Source organism: Sphingobium salicis subsp. salicis, from assembly GCF_049472635.1.
In the GTDB taxonomy this organism is placed as follows: domain Bacteria; phylum Pseudomonadota; class Alphaproteobacteria; order Sphingomonadales; family Sphingomonadaceae; genus Sphingobium; species Sphingobium yanoikuyae_A.
Genome location: NZ_JAYRCS010000001.1, coordinates 3,279,526 through 3,298,659 on the forward strand (window position 1 = coordinate 3,279,526; position 19,134 = coordinate 3,298,659).

Annotated in this window: 11 protein-coding genes; 5 read left to right on the top strand and 6 right to left on the bottom strand. The window is 64.7% G+C overall.

The window, feature by feature from the left end; all coding sequences use genetic code 11:
• Nucleotides 1-21: 21 nt before the first annotated feature.
• The 3 genes from VHN57_RS15940 to VHN57_RS15950 all read left to right on the top strand — a co-directional run bounded on the left by VHN57_RS15940 (nt 22) and on the right by VHN57_RS15950 (nt 5,663).
• Entirely contained in the window at nt 22-2,358 is a 2,337-nt protein-coding gene (locus tag VHN57_RS15940; protein ID WP_278985197.1) for a glycoside hydrolase family 31 protein, read from the top strand.
• 13 nt (nt 2,359-2,371) lie between these two features.
• Entirely contained in the window at nt 2,372-3,835 is a 1,464-nt protein-coding gene (locus VHN57_RS15945) for a GH1 family beta-glucosidase (protein ID WP_278985198.1), read from the top strand.
• A gap of 151 nt (nt 3,836-3,986) precedes the next feature.
• Nucleotides 3,987-5,663 (top strand): M28 family metallopeptidase, encoded by a 1,677-nt coding sequence (locus VHN57_RS15950; RefSeq protein WP_278985200.1) that lies wholly within the window; start codon nt 3,987-3,989, stop codon nt 5,661-5,663.
• A gap of 39 nt (nt 5,664-5,702) precedes the next feature.
• Here the strand turns inward: VHN57_RS15950 and VHN57_RS15955 are convergent, their stop codons facing one another.
• Nucleotides 5,703-6,164, bottom strand: coding sequence for an Lrp/AsnC family transcriptional regulator (locus VHN57_RS15955; RefSeq protein WP_004208390.1), 462 nt, complete (start codon nt 6,162-6,164; stop codon nt 5,703-5,705).
• Between the two features lie 124 nt (nt 6,165-6,288).
• Here VHN57_RS15955 and VHN57_RS15960 point away from each other — a divergent pair, with 124 nt between their 5' ends.
• Nucleotides 6,289-7,341: a Leu/Phe/Val dehydrogenase gene (locus VHN57_RS15960; RefSeq protein ID WP_423284497.1), complete on the top strand. Its 1,053-nt coding sequence runs from the start codon at nt 6,289-6,291 to the stop codon at nt 7,339-7,341.
• Nucleotides 7,342-7,406: 65 nt separating this feature from the next.
• Here the strand turns inward: VHN57_RS15960 and VHN57_RS15965 are convergent, their stop codons facing one another.
• The 4 genes from VHN57_RS15965 to VHN57_RS15980 all read right to left on the bottom strand — a co-directional run bounded on the left by VHN57_RS15965 (nt 7,407) and on the right by VHN57_RS15980 (nt 14,683).
• Entirely contained in the window at nt 7,407-8,912 is a 1,506-nt protein-coding gene (locus tag VHN57_RS15965; protein ID WP_278985207.1) for an MFS transporter, read from the bottom strand.
• Nucleotides 8,913-9,193: 281 nt separating this feature from the next.
• Nucleotides 9,194-11,251, bottom strand: a complete 2,058-nt coding sequence (locus tag VHN57_RS15970) for a glycoside hydrolase family 97 protein (protein ID WP_423284499.1) — start codon at nt 11,249-11,251, stop codon at nt 9,194-9,196.
• A 10-nt stretch (nt 11,252-11,261) separates the two neighbouring features.
• Nucleotides 11,262-12,863, bottom strand: coding sequence for an alpha-glucosidase (locus VHN57_RS15975; RefSeq protein ID WP_423284501.1), 1,602 nt, complete (start codon nt 12,861-12,863; stop codon nt 11,262-11,264).
• Complete coding sequence (locus VHN57_RS15980) at nt 12,860-14,683, bottom strand: alpha-amylase family glycosyl hydrolase (protein WP_278987411.1); 1,824 nt, start codon at nt 14,681-14,683, stop codon at nt 12,860-12,862. The genes VHN57_RS15975 and VHN57_RS15980 overlap by 4 nt, the downstream gene beginning before the upstream one ends.
• Nucleotides 14,684-14,841: 158 nt before the next feature.
• Between VHN57_RS15980 and VHN57_RS15985 the strand changes: the two genes are divergently transcribed.
• Nucleotides 14,842-15,864 carry a LacI family DNA-binding transcriptional regulator gene (locus VHN57_RS15985; RefSeq protein WP_069337408.1) on the top strand — a complete coding sequence of 341 codons (1,023 nt, stop codon included), beginning with the start codon at nt 14,842-14,844 and terminating at the stop codon, nt 15,862-15,864.
• Nucleotides 15,865-16,215: 351 nt separating this feature from the next.
• On the opposite strand, the gene VHN57_RS15990 is transcribed toward VHN57_RS15985, so the two are convergent.
• Entirely contained in the window at nt 16,216-19,005 is a 2,790-nt protein-coding gene (locus tag VHN57_RS15990; RefSeq protein WP_010338929.1) for a TonB-dependent receptor, read from the bottom strand.
• Nucleotides 19,006-19,134: the final 129 nt, after the last annotated feature.

Here is a 19,134-nt window from a genome sequence, read left to right on the forward strand (position 1 = left end):
CAAGTACAGGGAATGACTGGGATGATCGCAAAGGGCTTCAAGGCAAGACTGGCGGGGATCGCATTGGGTGCATCCTGCATCGCCATCGCCGCACCGGCGCTGGCCGCGCCGATGGCGCTGCTGGATCGCAATGGCAGCCGGGTCGCGATCGAACCCTATGCCCCCAATATCGTGCGCGTCACCATCGCCGTCGATCCCGATCTGGCGCAGGCGGCACCGGGCGAAGGCCCCAATGCCAAGGCCGATGCCACCGGCTGGACTCATAGCAGCGACGCGACCGGCGATATCTTCACCTCCTCGGCGATTTCGCTGACGATCGATGCCCAGCCCTGGCCCGGCGCGCCGACCCAGATGCAGCGCTATTTCGCGCCGGCCCTGCCGCCGGTCAGCCTGTCGGTGAAGGATGCCAGCGGCACCGTCCTGACCAAAATGACCGGCTGGGAAATGGCGCCCGTGACCGTCAATGGCGAGAAGACCTTCAAGGTCGGCGCCAGCTTCGACGCGCCGCTGGACGAACATTATTACGGCCTGGGCCAGAACCAGGAAGGCTATATGGATCTGCGCGGCAAGCAGATCGACTGTTCGCACAGCTATGACGCGCCGGCCGGCGAGACCGTCTGCGTCCCCTTCCTGGTCACCAACAAGGGCTATGGCATCGTCTGGGACAATCCGGCGCGCACTTTGGTGTGGCCGGGCCTGCACAATTCGACCCGCTTCCAGAGCCAGGTCGGCGAACGCGTGTCCTTCTTCGTCATCACCGGCAAGACCACCGATGACCTCTATGCCGGCTATGCCAAGCTGACCGGCGCGACGCCGCTGCCGCCCAAGGCCGGTTTCGGCCTGATCCAGAGCAAGGCGCGCTACGAGAGCCAGAAGGAGTTGCTCGACGTCGCCAATGGCTATCGCCAGCGCAATCTGCCGCTCGATATCATGGTACTCGACTGGTTCTACTGGACCCGCATGGGCCAGCTCGACATCGACCGCACCTATTATCCCGACCCCAAGGGGATGAACGACCAGCTCAACGCCATGGGCATGCGGTCGATCATCAGCGTGTGGCCGCGGTTCGAGCGCGAAGGCCGCTATTTCGAGTATCTCAAGTCCAAGGGCTGGTTCCTGAAAGACAAGGACGGCAATCCGGTCGACGGCCTGCCGATGCGGTCCGACCGGGCCGGCGCGCTGATCGACAGCACCAACCCGCAAGCGCGGGAATGGTTCTGGGGCAAGTTGCGCGACAATATCGCTAGCCAGGGCTTCGACTGGTTCTGGCTGGACGAGACCGAGCCGGATCTGGTGCCGGACGGCTATTTCTACTCGATCGGTTCGGGCGACCGCTATCATAACCTGTTCCCGCTGGTGCATACGTTGGGCGTGGCCGAAGGCTCGGAGCGCGACCGTCCCAATTTCCGCAACATGATCCTGGCGCGCGCCGCCTATCTGGGCTCGCAGCGCAATGGCGGCCTGTTCTGGTCGTCGGACATCAAGTCGACCTGGGAAGCGCTCGACCGGCAGGTGCCCGCCGGCCTCAACTTCACCGCGTCGGGCCTGGCCTATTGGGGCAGCGACATTGGCGGCTGGCAGTGGCCGAGCGGCCCCAAGGCGCAGCATCCGGTGCTGCTCGATCCGGCCGGCATGACGGCGGCGGGTGCGGACTATACCGATTATCCCGAACTGTTCGTGCGCTGGTTCGAATATAGTGTGTTCACGCCGACGCTGCGTATCCATGGCCAGCGTCCCGGCACCGCGCTGTGGGAATATGGCAAGGCGGCCGAGCCGATCCTGGCTGACTGGCTGCGCCTGCGCTACACGCTGATGCCCTATATCTATGCGCTGGGCCGTCACACCTATGACACCGGCGCGCCGTTCATGCGCGGCCTGTTCATGGACTTCCCGAACGATCCCAAGGTGTCGGACATCGGCGACCAATATATGTTCGGCCCCGCCTTCCTGGTCGCCCCGGTGACCAAGCAGGGCCAGACCAAGCGGTCGGTCTATCTGCCCGCCGGCACCGCCTGGTATGATTATTGGACCAACCAGAAATATGAGGGCGGCCAGACGATCGAGGTGGATGCGCCGATCAACCGCATGCCGCTGTTCGTGAAGGCCGGTTCGATTGTGCCGATGGGCGTGCAGGTGAAGAGCACGGCCGAGAAGCAGGCCTTGGAAAGCATCCGGGTTTATCCGGGTGCCGACGCGCGCTTCACCCTTTATGACGATGACGGCAAGACCAATGATTATCGCAAGGGTGGCATGAAGGCCGAGCTGGTCTGGGACGACAAGGCAAAGACGCTGACGAGCAAGACGAAGCTGCCCACCGGCCAGGCCATCGGCGGCCTGGTGCAGATCGTCGGTCAATAAGGAGACAAAGAAGATGACGGGTATCAATCGCCGCGAACTGGGCCTGGGCCTAGGTGCCGCCGCGCTGGGCGCGGGCCTGGCCGGCAGCACCGGCGCGAACGCGCAGGCCGCAGCCGCGGCCGCCGGCGCGCCGCAGGGCAGCCTCGCCTTCCCTTCCGACTTCCTGTGGGGCTGCGCCACCGCATCCTATCAGATCGAGGGCGCCGTGAACGCCGATGGTCGTGGTCAGACCAACTGGGACGTGTTTTCCCACACGCCCGGCAAGGTCGCCAATGGCGACACCGGCGACATCGCCTGCGACAGCTATAACCGCTATCAGGACGATATCGCCCTGCTGAAGGCGCTGGGCGTCAAGGCCTATCGCTTCTCGATCGCCTGGTCGCGCATCTTCCCCAATGGCCGGGGCAAGCCCAATGCCAAGGGGCTGGACTATTATAACCGCCTGGTCGACGGGCTGCTGGCGGCGGGCATCACCCCGCATGTCACCATGTTCCACTGGGATCTGCCCCATGCCCTGCCGGGCGGCTGGCAGAATCGCGACACCAGCTATGCTTTCGCCGACTATGCCGGCTACACCGCCGGCAAGCTGGGCGACCGCGTCAATCACTTCATGACGGTCAACGAACTGCGCTGCTTCACCGATTTGAGCTACATGACCGGCGGCAAGGCGCCGGGCCTGAAGCTGCCGATGAAGGAAGTCAATCAGGTGCGCCACCATGGCGTGCTGGCCCATGGCCTGGGCGTACAGGCGATCCGCGCCGCGACCAAGTCGGGCACGCAGGTCGGCATTGCCGACAATCCCAACATCTATGTCCCCGCGATTGAGACGCCCGAGCATATCGAGGCGGTGAAGAAGGCCGTGCGCGAAGAGAACGCCATGTTCCTGACCGCGATCATGGAAGGCCGCTATATCGACAGCTACCTGACCGCGCAGGGCAAGGATGCGCCGGTGGTCAAGGAAGGCGACATGAAGCTGATCGGCGCGCCGCTCGATTTCCTGTCGGTCAATGTCTATACCGGCAACACCGTCCGCGCCGACGAGAGCGCGCCGTCGGGCTACAAGATCCTGCCCCATCCCGGTCAGGCGCCGCGCATGCCCTCCCCCTGGCTCTATGTCACGCCGGAGGTCATTTATTGGGGGATGCGCGCCATCAGCGAAAACTGGAAGCCCAAGGGCCTCTATATCTCCGAAAATGGCTGTTCGGCGGATGACAAGGTGGCCGAAGACGGCAAGGTCTATGACACCGACCGTGTCATGTATCTGCGCAATTACCTGACCCACCTGCAGCGCGCGACCCGCGAGGGGCTGCCGGTGAAGGGCTATTTCGTCTGGAGCCTGATGGACAATTTCGAGTGGGAGGATGGCTATACCAAGCTGTTCGGCATCCACCATGTCGACTTCAAGACCCAGAAGCGCACGCCCAAGCTCAGCGCCGACTGGTATCGCGAACTGGTGCGCACCAACAAGCTGGTGTGACCCGAGCGCCGCCGCCGTCCCCTTGCGGATGGCGGCGGCGACCTAAAATTCCACGCCATATCGACATATGGCGTCGCATGGGCATTATCCCCTCGCATTGCCGGCCGCTGACTCGCGCCGCGCAATATTCAAGAGAGATAAGGAGTTACCCATGACGATGTCGCCGCTGTCCCGTGCCTCCCGCGCCGCCTGGCGGACGCTGGCCTGTGCCGGGCTGCTGTCCGCTTCCGCCCTGGCCGTGGCGGCCACGACCGCGCCGCAGTTCGACGTCGCGCGCATCGTCAACGACATCAAGATTCTGGCCAGCGACGAGTTTGAAGGCCGTGGCCCGGCGACCCGCGCCGAGACCAAGACGATCGACTATATTGCCAAGCAGATGGCGGCAGCCGGGCTGAAGCCCGCCGGCGACAAGGGCACATGGTTCCAGGACGTGCCGCTGCGCATGTCGAACATCACCGGCACGCCCAGCCTGTCGATGACCGTGGGCGGCGCGGCCCAGCCGCTGACCCAGGGCACGGAAATCGCCGTGCGCGCGGCCGAGACCGGCCAGTCGGCGGTCAAGTTCGCCAACCTGCCGCTGGTCTTCGTCGGCTATGGCGTGAAGGCGCCCGAGCGCAGCTGGGACGATTTCAAGGGCGTGGACCTCAAGGGCAAGATCATGGTCGTGCTGGTCAACGACCCCGATTTCGAGGGGGGCGAAGGCGATTTCGGCGGCAAGCTGATGACCTATTATGGCCGCTGGACCTACAAGTACGAAGAAGCCGCGCGCCAGGGCGCCGCCGGCGTGCTGGTGGTGCATGAGAGCGAGCCCGCCTCCTATGGCTGGGCGACGGTCAAGAACAGCAACACCAACACCATGTTCGACATCGTCCGCGCCGATCCCAAGAGCGCGCACACCCAGATGGAAGGCTGGATCCAGAAGGATCTGGCGGCCAAGCTGCTGGCCGCATCGGGCGTCGATTTCGAGGCGGCCAAGGCGGCCGCGCGCAAGAAGGACTTCAAGCCCATTCCCCTGAAGGCAACGATGAGCGCCGACTATGCGGTGAAGTCGGAAATCATCACCTCGCACAATGTCGCGGGCATCCTGCCGGGCAGCAAATATCCCGACGAGACCGTCATCTATTCGGCCCATTGGGACCATCTGGGCATCGGCGCGCCGGATGCGAAGGGCGACACCATCTATAATGGCGCGCGCGACAATGCGTCGGGCACCGCCGCCCTGCTGGAACTGGCCCGCGCCTATGCCAAGGGCCCCAAGCCCGAACGCAGCGTGCTGTTCCTGGCGGTGACGGCCGAGGAAAAGGGCCTGCTGGGATCGGAATATTATGCCGACAATCCACTGCGCCCGCTGGCGACCACGGCCGGCGTCATCAACATGGACGGCCCCTTCGCCGCCGAGAAGACGGTCAATTTCTCCATCTCCGGCGCGGCGAAGCTGGACCTGCTGACCCTGCTGACGCAGGAAGGCGAGAAGCTGGGCCGCCATTATACGCCGGATGCGCGCCCCGAAGCAGGCAGCTTCTACCGTTCCGACCATTTCCCGATGGCCAAGCGCGGCGTGCCCGCCATCTCGTTCAATCCGGGCCGCGAACTGGTGAATGGCGGCGCGGCGCGCGGCAAGGAACTGGGCGATATCTATACCCGCGATCGCTATCACCAGCCGGCCGACCAGTATGACGACAGCTGGAACACCAGCAGCTGGGAGGGCGACATGACCCTGCTCTACAATGTCGGTCGCCGCGTGGCCGACGGCCATGACTGGCCCAACTGGTCGAGCGACAGCGAATTCCGCGCGGCCCGCGACGCCAGCCAGGCACAGCGCAAGTAAGATGTGAGGCGTGGCGGCCGGTGCCTACCGGCCGCCATGTCATATCGGCAGTTCGTGGGTCGACTTGATTTCGGACAGGGCGACGGTCGAGTTGATTTCCTGGACGCCGGGCAGCTTGCTCAACCGTTCGAAGAAGAAGCGTTCATAGGCCTCGATATCCTTGGCCACGATGCGCAGCATGAAATCCATCGTGCCCAGCAGCACGAACGCCTCCAGCACTTCAGGAAAGCCGCCGATCGCGGCGCTAAATTCGTCCAGATTGGCGCGGCCATGGGCGTTGAGCTTTACCTGGGCGAAGACCTGGGCATTGAGGCCGACCTTGCGCCGGTCGAGCAAGGCCACCCGCTTGCGGATCAGCCCTTCCTTTTCCAGCCGGTCGATGCGGCGCCAGCAGGGCGACGGGGTCAGCCCGACCTTGTCCGCGATCTCCGCCGTGGTCTGGCTGGCATCGCGCTGCAATTCGCGGAGAATCTTCCGCTCGAAATGGTCGAGTTCGATCATATTTTCCTACATATCCCCGATGATGGGATAATTCATCCTCATATTGGCGATATCGGGCTTCAAATCAGGCAAGATTCTTCTCTGGCGACCAGCGATAAGGCGGCATCATCCCGAGGAGAAGAATATGGTTTCCCGTCCTGCCCGCCTGAACCCGCCGATGCAGTCGGTGCGGCTGCTTGATCCCGCCAGCGGGCTGGACGGCGTGATTGCCATCCACAGTACCGCGATCGGGCCGGGCGCCGGCGGCTGCCGCTTCTGGCATTATGCCGATATCGGCGCGGCGCTGGACGATGCCTGCCGCCTGGCCGAGGGCATGAGCTACAAGAATGCCATGGCCGGCCTGCCCTTCGGCGGCGCCAAGGCGGTGCTGCGCCGGCCCGAAGGCGAGTTCGACCGGGTCGCGCTGTTCCAGGCGTTCGGCCGCGCGGTCGAGGAACTGGGTGGCACCTATGTCACGGCCGAAGATGTCGGCACCAGCGTCGCCGACATGCAGGCGGTCGCCAGCCAGACCCGTCATGTTGCCGGGCTGGATGTCGCCGAGGGCGCAGCCGGTGGCGATCCGTCTCCCTGGACCGCGCTGGGCGTGTTCGAGGCGATGCAGGCGGCCGCCCGCCAGTCGCTGGGCGCCGAACTGTCCGACCTGACGGTCGCGGTGCAGGGCACCGGCTATGTCGGCGCGGCGCTGTGCCGTCGCCTGGCCGATGCCGGCGCCCGTCTGGTGATTGCCGACATCGATCCGCGCCGCCGCAACACGCTGGCCGCCGTGCTGAACGCGAATGTGGTGGACGTGGCCGACATCGCCGCGGTCGAGGCGGACATCTTTGCCCCCTGCGCGCTGGGCGGCGCGCTCGATCCGCAGAGCGTGGTGGCGATGCAGGCGCGCCTGGTCTGCGGTGCGGCCAACAACCAGCTGGCGACGCCCGATGTGGCGGAGCTGCTGCGGACGCGCGGCATCGTCTATGTGCCCGATTATGTCGCCAATGCCGGCGGCATCATCAGCGTGTCGGCCGAATATCTGGGCGAGGACCGCGCCAGCGTCGCCGCCCGCGTCGACCAGATCGGCGGCCGGGTCGCCCAGATACTGGACCAGGCCAAGCGCGAGGAGCGCTCCCCCGCGCTGGTCGCCGACGAAATGGCCGAGGCCATCATCGGCGAAGCGGAACGCCAGGCGGCGTGATTGCAAGCCGCAGTGATGCTACGCATCAGCGGCTTGATAGTCCCCCTTCCCCCCTGTGCTGCCGGTCAGTCCCGGCAGCGCAGGGTGGCGAGCGCCGCCAGCAGCATGACGGTGCCGGCAAAGGCCATGGTCCAGATCGGTTCGGTCGGGAAGAAATGGCGCATGATCGTGCCCATCACCGTCGCCACCAGCAATTGCGGGAGGACGACGAAGGCGTTGAACAGCCCCATATAGATGCCGAGCTTGGTCTGCGGCACGCTGGAGGCGAGCATCGCATAGGGCATGGCGAGGGTCGAGGCCCAGGCGATGCCGATCGCCACTTCCGACAATAGCAATGCGTGAGCGTCGCGCAGGACAAGGAAGGACAGGAAGCCGAGCGCGCCGAGCGTGAGCGCCAGCGCATGGGTCCGGGCCTGGCCGATGCGGCGGGCGAGCGGCTGGAGCAGGAAGGGCGCGGCGAAAGCGGCGACGCCATTATAGGTGGCGAAGAGGATGCCGACCCAATTGCCCCCTTCATTATAGGCGGCACTGGTCGGGTCGGCCGATCCGAACACATATTGGGCGACCACCGGCGTGGTATAGATCCACATGATGAAGAGCGCCGACCAGGTGAAGAACTGGACCAGCGCCAGCTTCTTCATCATCGCCGGCATGGTCGCGAAATTGCCGACCACATGGCTGAGCAGATTGTCGGTCCGCCCCTGCGCATGGAGGCCGCGCGCGACGATGCGGGCGATGCCATAGGCGGCGAGGAGCCCGCCCAGCAGATAGAGTTCCTTTTCCAGCGCCCAGCCCCAGACGGCGGCGATGATGGCAAGGCCGGCGACGATCCAGAGCGGACCACCGGCGGGGACCGGCGGCGCTTCCTCCCGGCTTGCCGCTTCGCTGGCCTGGGCAAAGCGGGCCATCTGCTCGGGCGAATATTCGCGGGTGGTGAGCACGGTCCACAGCACGGCGAGGAACAGCGCGGCACCGCCGATATAGAAGCTGATGTGCACCGTATCGGGGATCATGCCGGCGGGGGCGACATTGGAGACGCCCATCTGGTCGAGCAGCCAGGGGGTGGAGGAGCCGATCACCGCGCCGGTGCCGATGAAGGCGGTCTGGATCGCATAGCCGGCCATATGCTGTTCCTTCGCCAGCATGTCGCCGACAAAGGCCCGAAACGGCTCCATCGAGACATTGAGCGAGGCGTCGAGAATCCAGAGCATCAGCGCGGCGGCCATCAGGCCCGGCGCATTGGGCATGCCGAAAAGCGCAAGCGCCGCGAACAGCGCACCGGCGAAGAAATAGGGCCGGCGCCGGCCGAGGCGGCACCAGGTGCGGTCGCTATAATGGCCGATCACAGGCTGGACCAGCAGGCCGGTCAGCGGCGCGGCGATCCACAGCAAGGCGAGATTGTCGAGATTTTCCCCCAGCGACTGGAAGATGCGCGACATGTTGGCGTTCTGCAGCGCGAAGCCGATCTGGATGCCGAAGAAGCCGAAGCTGATATTCCACAGCCCCCAGAAGCCCTGGCGCGGCCGACCGTCGGACGTCGTCGCGCCCGTTTCCAGCCCCATCTCACTCATTCCGGCCATACCCATCCTTCGCCTTAACTTCGCACATTTCCCGCACATTTTGACATTAAGTTGCGAGCGCCTGATCCTATCGGAAAGTCTGCGTGCATGCGGTCACGCAGCCTATCAAGCGCTGGCGGAATAGGACAGCCGGGGGCTGTTGATCGCGCCCTTCGATCCTGCGTCATCCTGACGAAAGTCAGGATCCATTCGGCGCGACATCTGCGAGCGAGCGCTGAATGGATCCCGGATCAAGTCCGGGATGACGGTAGGAACAGAAGAGGCGTCAGCCTTCACCGCTTGCGCTTGCCGCCGCTGGCGACGAAGCGGATCGCCTGGCCGCCGCCGGGCGCTAGGTCGAGGCTGAGGACATCGCCCTTCTTCACCTGCTTCTTTTCGATCACGATCGCGTGGCGTGCCTCGGTGCGATAGTCGGCGCCGGGGCCGTCGCGGTAGATTTCGGCGGTGTAGCTGCGGCCGGCATCGAGGAAGTCGAGCGTTACCTTGGACGAGCGCGCCTGTTCATCGCCAACCGCGCCCAGATACCAGTCGTCGCTGCCCTTCGCCTTGCGCGCGATGGTGACATAGTCGCCGACCTCGCCATTCAAGGCGCGGGTATCGGACCAGTCGGTCGGCACATCCTTGATGAACTGGAATGGGCCGGGATATTTGGCGTAATTTTCCGGCGTGTCGGCCGCCATCACCACCGGCGAATAGAGGACGACATAGAGGGCAAGCTGCTTGGCGATGGTCGAGTGGATGGTGCTGCCTTCCGAACCCGACAGGCTGAGCACGCCCGGCGTGAAGTCCATCGGACCGCCCAGCAGCTGGGTGAAGACCAGGTTCGCCTCATGCTCGGGCGGGTTCTTGCCGCCGACCCAGGCATTATACTCCATGCCCCGGCCGCCTTCGCGCGCGACCCAGTTGGGATAGGTGCGGCGCAGGCCGGTGTCCTTGACCGGTTCATGGCTGTCGATGCTGACATGATATTTGGCGGCGGTCTGCACGACGCGCAGATAATGGTTCACCATCCACTGGCCTTCATGCCATTCGCGATGCTTCACGCCATCGGCATCGACCCGCTCGATCTGGCCGGCGTCGGTGACATAGCCGGTCTTCACCACCTGCTCGCCATGGTCGGCCGCCCATTTGAAGGCACTGTCGAGCTGGCCGTCATAATGGCTGGCCGATCCGCCGGTTTCATGATGGCCGATCAGGGTGACGCCCTTGGACCTGGCATAGGCGGCCAGGCCGTCTGCGTCGAAATCCTGCGTCGGCTGCGAGAAGTTCATATCCTTGCCGTTGCCGAACCAGTTGCCGTCCCAGCCGACATTCCAGCCCTCGACCAGCACGGCGGGGATGCCGCTGGCGGCGGCGAAATCGATATAGCGGCGGACATTGGCGGTGGTGGCGCCATGTTTGGGACCGCGCGCCCAGCTCCATTCGCCCTTGATCATGTTCCACCAGACGCCGACGAACTTGCCCGGCTTGATCCAGCTGGAAACATCGCCCAGCTTGTTCGGCTCGTTCAAGTTCAGGATCATGTGGTTCATGTAGAGGCCGGCGGCATCGTCGGCGACGGCGATGGTGCGCCAGGGGGTGGAGAAGCCGGCGTCGCGCGACACCTTGGGCGCGCCCGCCCCCGGCGTCAGATCGGCTCGGAACGTATTGCCCTCGGCGCGGGCGAGATTCATGCCGGCATAATCGACCAGCGCGGCTTCATGCAGGGCGACATGGGTGCCGTCGGCCAGCTTCACCGTCATCACCGTCTGGGCGGTGCCGACCGCGTCGAGCGGGGTGCGGTTGTAGAGATATTCCTCGCGGTTCCACTCATAGGCGGGCTTCCACCAGGCCGTGCCGCCCTGCGCGAAGGCGAACTGGGTCAGTTCCTCGGCGATGTTGGCGTGATGGAGATTGGCCTGATCGGGCAGGCTGTAGCGGAAGGCGACGCCATCATCGAACAGGCGGAAGGTCATATCCATCTCGCGCTGGAGATCGCCCTTTTCGCGGAAAGTGAGCTTCAACTCATTATGATGGTCGCGGATCCTGGTCCATTCGCCCCAGGGCTGGGTCCAGCTCGTGTCGCTGCTCGCTTGCTTGGCATCGGCCAGCGTCAGGTTGCGCTCGATCTTGGGCGCGTCGGTGAACATGAAGCCGAGGCGGCTATCGGCGATCAGCGGCTTGCCATTGCGCTGCACGGCATAGCTGGGGCGCCCCTCGCCATCGAGGCTGATGGTGAGGGTGATATGGCCATCGGGCGAGGCGGCCCTGGCCACCACATCGGCGCGCGCGGCGCTGGGCGCGAGCGCCAGAGCGATGAGAGGCAAGGTGAGCGCGGTCAGTCGCGTCATGGGAACGTCCTTAAACTTGGAAGGCGGCGACGAGGCCGGATGCGGGGGCGAAATTCCAGTCGGCGATGCGGCCAGTCGACAGTTCGACCTGCCAGCGGTCCGCATCGGCCGGGCGCCAGGCGACGGGGCTGGTGCCGAGGTTGAAGACGCAAAGGCGCTGCTGCCCGTCCTGCGTCCGTTCGAAAGCGAGCAGATCGTCCGGCGTATCGAGAAAGGTGATCGTGCCGCTGCGCAGCGCCGGGGTGGCGTTGCGCAGGGCCAGCACCGCGCGCGTCCAGTGGAGCAGCGAGACGGGGTCGGCTTCCTGCACATCGACGGCGAGCGGGCGATGCGCCTCCCCCACCGGCAGCCAGGGCCTGGCATCGGAGAAGCCGAGCCACGGGGCCGCGCCGGTCCAGGGCATGGGCGTGCGGGCGCCGTCGCGCGACAGGGTCAGCGGCCAGTTGGCGATCGCTTCGGGATCCTGCAAATCCTCGAACGCGATATCGACCTGCGGCAGGCCCAGTTCCTCGCCATAATAGAGGAAGATATTGCCGCGCAGGCAGGCCAGCAGCAGCATCTTCATCCGGCAATAGGCATGGGCGTCGATGTCGCCGGCCCAGCGCGAAACGGCGCGCGGCGCGTCATGATTTTCGAACGCCCAGCTCGGCCAACCAATCCCCTGCTCCGCCGGCCAGCGCGACAGCGCGTCTTTGAGGAACGGCGCGGTCAATTTGGGGGCATAGAGGAAGTCGAAGCCATAGGCGGTGTTGAGGCGATGATCGCCCTGGGTGAAGGCCTTCATTTCCGCATCGCTGTCATCCCCGCCGACTTCGGCGACGGTGAAGCGATCGGGATATTCGTCGAACACCGAACGCACCTTTTCCAGGAACAGCGGAATATCCGGGTGGCTCTGGCTGTAGCGCTTGATCTGGAAATCATAGGGGCGCGTGCGGATGCGGCCGTCTTCGGGCGCGGGCGGATTGTCGCGCAGTTGCGGGTCGGGCATCGAATGGTTGATCGCATCGATGCGGAAGCCGTCGACGCCGCGGTCGAGCCAGAAGCGGACAATATCCAGCACCGCCGCCTGCACCTTTCCATTGTGCAGGTTGATCTGTGGCTGCTCCTTCAGGAAATTGTGCATATAGTACTGGCCGCGCCGCGCGTCCCAGGTCCAGGCCGGGCCGCCAAATACCGACTGCCAGTTGTTGGGCGGCGTGCCGTCGGGCTTGGCATCGGCCCAGACATACCAGTCGGCATGGTCGTTCTGGCGGCTGGAGCGGCTTTCGATGAACCAGGGATGTTCGTCGGAGGTATGGGCCCAGACCTGATCGACGATGATGCGCAGGCCGAGGTCATGAGCGCGGGCGATCAGCGCGTCGAAATCAGCGAGCGTGCCGAAGATCGGATCGACATCGCAATAATCCGACACGTCATAGCCGAAGTCGCGCATCGGGCTCTTGAAGAAGGGCGAGAGCCAGATGGCGTCGACGCCGAGCGAGGCGACATAGGGAAGATGGGCGGTGATGCCGGCCAGATCGCCAATGCCGTCGCCATTAGAGTCGGCGAAGCTGCGCGGGTAGATCTGGTAGATGGTGGCGCCGCGCCACCAGGGAGTCAGTGCGTCGGTCATTGCGGATTAGCGCTCCGTACAGCGCAGACGCTGTAGCCAAGGGGAGGAAGGTCGAGGGCGAGGCTGCCGGGCGCGGACGCGCGCGGGGCACAGGCCGCGCCGGCGAGAGTGTCGAAGGCGGTGGAGGCGGTATCCACCTGAACCTGCGCCCTGATCGGCGCGGTCGATGTGTTGAAGGCGATCAGATATTCCGCGCCCGTGTCGGGATCGAAGCGGGAGACGGCGAACAGGCCGGGCTCGTCGCCGCGCGCGCGGATCGTCTCGCTGCCTCGGCGGAGCGCGGCATGGCCAGTGCGCAGGCGGGCGAGCGCTGAGATCTCGCGATAGAGCGGATGGGCGGGGTCGAAGCGCGCGGTGGCGGTGGTGGCAGTGCTGCCGAGCAGGCGATTGTCGTTATAGCTCGCCACCTGGCTGCCGAACATATCCTCGCGCGCGTCCTGATCGCCGCCATCGCCGACAAAACCCTGTTCATCGCCATAATAGATGGTCGGCACGCCGCGCAGCGTCAGCAGCATGGCGTTGGCGAGCATCACCCGGCGCAGCACCTCATCCTCGCCAGCCTGCGGGAAGGCGCGGCGGACGAAGGTGGCGAAACGGCCGGCGTCATGATTGCTGACGAAGGTCGGCAACTGGCGCGCGGTGGCGGCGCCACCCTGATAGAGGGCGTCGCCGGTCAGCATGCGTTCCCAGGTCGCGGTCGCCGCCTTGCCTGCGACGGTTTCCAGCGCGGCCTGGCGGAAGGCGAAGTCGAGCACGGCGGGAAAGCCGCCTGCACGGGTGTGCCAGGCGAGCGGGCCGGCATCGACCGTCTCGACATAGACTTCGCCGAAGACATGGAAATTGGGGATGCCGCGCGCTTTGGCCCGCGCCTGCATGGCGGGGACGAACTGCTGCCAGAAATGCGGGTCGACATGGCGGGCGGTGTCGATGCGAAAGCCGTCAATGCCGAAGCGGTCGATCCAGCCGCCGAAAATGTCGATCATGCCGGCGATCACGCGCGGATGTTCGGTCATCAGATCGTCGAGCCCGGCAAAATCGCCCATGGTCGCGCTCTCGCCCGAATAGGTCGTCTCGCCGCGATTATGATAATAGCGCACATCGTCGAGCCAGGCCGGGTTCTTCACCGCCTGCTCGCCCTTCGGCACGAAGGGGGTATAGGCATAGGCGGGGTCGGTGAGCTTGCCGAAATTGTCCTCGCTATGATCGGCGTCGCCGGCAAAGCCCGGATTGATCGCCGCCCCGGCCACGCCGCCGCGCCGCTGATAGGGATAGTCGGCGCGCGAGCGATAGGGACAGGGCCGGTCGGCGCATTCGCGATAGCGGATCACGTCGGCCGTATGGTTGGCGATGATGTCCATATAGACCTTCATCCCCCGGCCATGGGCGGCCTTCACCAGCGCGGCAAAATCCGCGTCGGTGCCGAAATGCAGATCGACATGCTCGAAATCGGTGATCCAATAACCGTGATAGCCGGCGCTTTCCTGCCCCTTGGGCCCCTGCACCGGCTTGTTGCGGAAGATCGGCCCGACCCAGATGGCGGTGGCGCCCAGCCCCTGAATATAGTCGAGCCGGCGGATCAGCCCCTGGATGTCGCCGCCATGGTAGAAACCCTTGGACGCGGGATCATAGCCGGTCTGGAGCCGGTCGCCCTTGAGGCCGCCCTTGTCATTGGCGGGATCGGCATTGTCGAACCGGTCGGGCAGGACGAAATAGATGACTTCATCTTCGGGCAGGCGGGCGCGGAAACCGTCATCCTGTGCCAACGCCGGAGCGGGAAGCGCGCAGAGCGCAGCCAGCAGCATTGCCGTTCGTCCGCGCATGGCCTTCATCCCTCCCATTGCCGCTTGTGCCCGATTGCCGCGGCTTGGCCCCTTCTTAGTCGGCGGGGACAGGGCGGGCCAAGGGAGCGGCATACGTATTCAGACCGGTTTCAAACCCTTCTATTCCCAATGGAGACTCGCTGGCGTAGGGTCGCGCCATGGCCGCCAACGACAAAGTGACATCCTTCGACATCGCCACGCTGGCCGGCGTGTCCCAGCCGACCGTCTCGCGCGCGCTGCGCGGCGACAAGACGGTGAGCGAGGCGACGCGGTTGCGGGTCGAGGCGATCGCCCGGCAGCTCAACTATACGGTGGACAAGAATGCGTCCTCGCTGCGGCGGGGCAAGAGCAATACGCTGGCCCTTCTCTTCTTCGAGGATCTGCTGCCCGACGAAAGCTGGATCAACCCCTTCTTCCTGTCGATGCTGGGGCCGATCCTGCAGACCTGCGCCAAGCGCGGCTATGATTTGCTGACCAGTTTCCAGCAGCTCTCGACCGACTGGCATGTCGATTATGAGGATAGCCGCAAGGCCGACGGCATCATCCTGCTGGGCTATGGCGACTATGAAATCTATCGCACCCGGCTGGAGCAGCTGGTGGCGCAGGGCACGCATTTCGTGCGCTGGGGATCGGTCGACCAGCATGCGCTGGGGATGACGATCGGCTGCGACAACCGGCGCGGCGGGCGGGACGCGGGCGCCCACCTGATCGCGCGCGGATGCAGCCGGATCGCCTTTCTGGGCGACGCATCGAGCCATTATCCCGAATTTCGCGACCGTTATGCCGGCCTGTCCGATGTGCTGCGCGAAGCCGGCCATGCGGTCGACCCCGGCCTGCATGTCGACGCGCTGTCGACCGAGCAGTCGGGTTATGAGGCGGCGAGCCGCCTGATCGCGCGCGGCGTGACGTTCGACGCGATCTTCGCCGGGTCCGACCTGATCGCGATCGGCGCGATGCGGGCGCTGGACGAACATGGGCTGTCGGTACCGGGCGACGTCGCCCTGATCGGCTTCGACGATATCCCCGCCGCCAGCCTGACGCGGCAACCGCTAACCACCGTGGCGCAGGATTATCTGCACGCGGGCGAGGTGCTGGTCGACGCGCTGATCGGCCAGATCGACCGCAAGCCGGTAACGCCGACCTTGCTGGCGCCCCGACTGATCACGCGGATGACGGCTTAATATTCTCGCCCCTCCCTCCTTCTCCCGCAGGCGGGAGAAGGATACGGAGCCTTGGCGGCGCAGCCGGCTAGGCGCAGTTGGATGAGGGCCCTGCGCTCATCGCGAAACAGACCCTCACTCTCCCACCGCTACGCGGCGGGCCCCTCCCTCTCCCGCAAGCGGGCGAGGGAATAACGGTGCCGTTTCCACTCCCTCTCCCCCAAAGAAAAACGGACCGCCCTCCCCTCTAAGGGGCGGCGGTCCGGGGAGGGGGATTACCCGCGTGCAGTCGGGCAATCCGGGGAGGAATTTCAGAACTTGCCCGACCGGCGCAAAGGCCGGTCAGAACGTGCCCGGTCGGCCGCAGGCCGATCAGAACTTGTAGGTCAGGCCCAGATAATAATCGCGGCCGTAGCGCTGATAGTCGATGACCTGGCGCTTATCGCCATTCTGATAGGTGACGAAGGGCTGGTCGGTGAGGTTCTTGCCCTGCAGCAGGATCGACAGGCCGGTGAGCGGCCCCGACTGGAATTCATAGCCGATCTGCGCGTCGAGAATGCCCTCGGCCTTGGCGGTGCGGAAGGTCGGCGCGGCCGAGAGGCCGGCGACTTCGCCCAGGAAGGAGGAGCGATAGCGATAGGAGACGCGCGCCTGGAAACCGCTCTTTTCATAATAGGCCGTGCCGCTGGCGACCCATTTGGACAGGCCCGGCAGGGTGACGACATCGGTCGGGTTGCTGCCATATTTGACTTCGCTGTGGGTGTAGGAGCCGCTGGCGAAGATGCCGAAGCCGTCGAGCGTTTCGCTAAACACCTTGAACGGCAGCGAGACGGTGCCTTCCGCACCCATGATCGTGCCCTTGCCGGTGTTGGCCGGAGCCTTCAGCAGGCCGATATAGCTGCCGTCGGCGATGATCTGGTTGCGGATGTCGGCAGGCAGCGAGGCCAGCACGTCCGAGAAATCATAGGCGATATTGTTGTTGGGATCGACGAAGTCGGTCAGATTCTTGAAATAGCCCGCGAGCGAGACATAGCCGCCGCCCGGAAAATATTTCTCGATCGACAGGTCGATATTGGTCGACTGATAGGGACGCAGCGCGATGTTGCCGCCGTTCGAGCTGAACGGGCTATATTGCGGGTCGGAGCCGAGGCCGACATTGGCCAGGTTGAAATTATACTCCTGGTTGATGCGTTCCTGGTCCATGCGCGGACGCACCATGGTCTGGGCCGCGCCCATCTTCACGAAGAAGCCGGGTTCCAGCTCGACCGAGAACTGCGCGCTGGGCAGGAAATTGGTGAAGCTTTCCTTGCCCGAGGCCGGGACGACGGTGACGACGCCGTTGGAGAAGTTGGAGATGGTGCCGGTCGACGCCTGGCGGGTGTGGATCACCTGCACGCCGATCGCGCCCTTGAGCGGCTTGCCGCCCAGATCGCCGTCCAGCGTCATCTTCGCATAGCCGGTGAAGACATCTTCCTTCACGACATTGTCGCGCACCAGCGACGAGGGACGATTGTCGAACACGGCGTCGAGCGTGTTGTTGTAGAGATAGAGCGGATCGAGCGTCAGCATCGCCGGCACGCCCAGATAGTCGAGCGAGACATTCTTGCCGAGCAGTGCTTCCTGCGGCACCGGCGCCGAACCGGGCGTGCCATTGGCGATGGTGCAATCCGTGCCGCCGGTGGGGCAGAGGAAATAGCTGGTATAGGCGCTGGTCTTCTTGCGCCGGCTGTAATTGCCGCCGACTTCCCAGTTGCTGAAGATGCTGCCGGAAATGTCGCCGACCAGGTTGGCGCGGAACGACTTCATGTCGTCGATGAACTTGGGCCGGTTGAGGAAGCCCGCCTGCACGACGGCGGTGGTGCCGTTATAGCCCCAGCCATTGGGGTCGGTCAGGCTGATGACGTTGGTGTCGGTATAGTCGAGCGTCGGCACGATGCTGAACAGGCCGTTCGACTGGCGCTCCACACGCACCGTGTCGGACACGCCCGACCGCAGATAGCCGGTGCCCGAATAGGTTTCGAGCAGGAAGTCGGTGCGCTTGGCGCGCGACCAGCTGGCGTCGACATTGAGCTTGAGGCGATCGTTCAGGCGGATGTCGTTGTTCCAGCCGAGCGAAATGGTGTCGGCCTTGCGCTTGTTATAGTCGTTGCGCTGGACGCCATAGACGTTGGAGAAGGTGGCGCCGGTGACGAAGCCATTTTCGACCGTCACGTCGCTGACGCCGACGTCCGTGCCCCAGACGAGCGGGAATTCGATGCCGCGCAGGCGCTGTTCTTCCTCGAAATGTGAGGCGAGAACATCGAAGGTCGAGTGGAAATTGTCGCTCGGCTGCCATTCCAGCGTGCCGACCATGCCGTAGCGCTTGAGCAGGTTCGACTGCACATAGGGCTTGGCACCGCCGATGATCAGATTGCCGTCGGCATCGGTGGGATAACCCCAGGCGTTGAAGCGCTCATTCTGCGACGGGGTCTGCGAGGCGGCGAAGCCCAGCGACAGGCCCAGCGTGTCGTCGGCGAACTGATCGACATAGGTGGCCGAGGCGCGATAGCCATAGCGTTCGCCATCGGGATTGAGCTTGTCCATGCCATTCATCTGGCCGCGCAGCGACACGGCGAGGATGCGGTCATTCTTGTCGAGCGGACGCAGCATGCGCAGGTCGACCGTGCCGGAGATGCCGGCGGCGATCAGCGCGGCGTCGGCGCTCTTGTAGACATTGACGTTCTGGAAGAATTCCGAGGGATACTGGTCATATTCGACGCCGCGATTGTCGCCGACAGTGACCTGTTCGCGGCCGTTGAGCAGGGTGGTCGAGAAGTCCGGGCCAAGGCCACGGATCGACAGGCGCTGGTCGCGGCCTTCGAGGCGCTGGGCGGTGACGCCGGGCAGACGGGCGAGCGAGTCCGCGATCGACACGTCGGGCAGCTTGCCGACATCTTCGGCCGAGATGGAATCGACGATCAGCACGGAATCGCGCTTCACCTTGGCGGCGGAGGCGAGCGAGGCGCGGATGCCGGTGACGACGATGCCTTCGGATTCGCCGGCGGCGGGTGCGGCGGGCGTCGCGGTTTCGGCGTCGGTCTGCGCATGGGCGACCGCGGCGAACGAGAAGGAAGCCCCTGCCAGCAGCGCAGCGCGCAGGACGGTATGACGGAATTGATGCATGACAGTGATCCTCCCCAGGACGCATCTTGAGCGTTTCTTGCCGACATGTGTCGGTCTGGTTCAAATAGCGCCGCCCCCGACCCTCTGCACAGATTCCAGCATACGTATTCAGCCATATTCACGACATGG

Excerpts from the sequence above, each read along its gene's own strand:
- VHN57_RS15965 (WP_278985207.1), bottom strand. The coding sequence starts at position 8,912 with ATGAGTGAGATGGGGCTGGAAACGGGCGCGACGACGTCCGACGGTCGG.
- VHN57_RS15945 (WP_278985198.1), top strand. The coding sequence starts at position 2,372 with ATGACGGGTATCAATCGCCGCGAACTGGGCCTGGGCCTAGGTGCCGCC.
- VHN57_RS15985 (WP_069337408.1), top strand. The coding sequence starts at position 14,842 with ATGGCCGCCAACGACAAAGTGACATCCTTCGACATCGCCACGCTGGCC.
- VHN57_RS15980 (WP_278987411.1), bottom strand. The coding sequence starts at position 14,683 with ATGCGCGGACGAACGGCAATGCTGCTGGCTGCGCTCTGCGCGCTTCCC.
- VHN57_RS15950 (WP_278985200.1), top strand. The coding sequence starts at position 3,987 with ATGACGATGTCGCCGCTGTCCCGTGCCTCCCGCGCCGCCTGGCGGACG.
- VHN57_RS15955 (WP_004208390.1), bottom strand. The coding sequence starts at position 6,164 with ATGATCGAACTCGACCATTTCGAGCGGAAGATTCTCCGCGAATTGCAG.
- VHN57_RS15975 (WP_423284501.1), bottom strand. The coding sequence starts at position 12,863 with ATGACCGACGCACTGACTCCCTGGTGGCGCGGCGCCACCATCTACCAG.
- VHN57_RS15970 (WP_423284499.1), bottom strand. The coding sequence starts at position 11,251 with ATGACGCGACTGACCGCGCTCACCTTGCCTCTCATCGCTCTGGCGCTC.
- VHN57_RS15940 (WP_278985197.1), top strand. The coding sequence starts at position 22 with ATGATCGCAAAGGGCTTCAAGGCAAGACTGGCGGGGATCGCATTGGGT.
- VHN57_RS15990 (WP_010338929.1), bottom strand. The coding sequence starts at position 19,005 with ATGCATCAATTCCGTCATACCGTCCTGCGCGCTGCGCTGCTGGCAGGG.
- VHN57_RS15960 (WP_423284497.1), top strand. The coding sequence starts at position 6,289 with ATGGTTTCCCGTCCTGCCCGCCTGAACCCGCCGATGCAGTCGGTGCGG.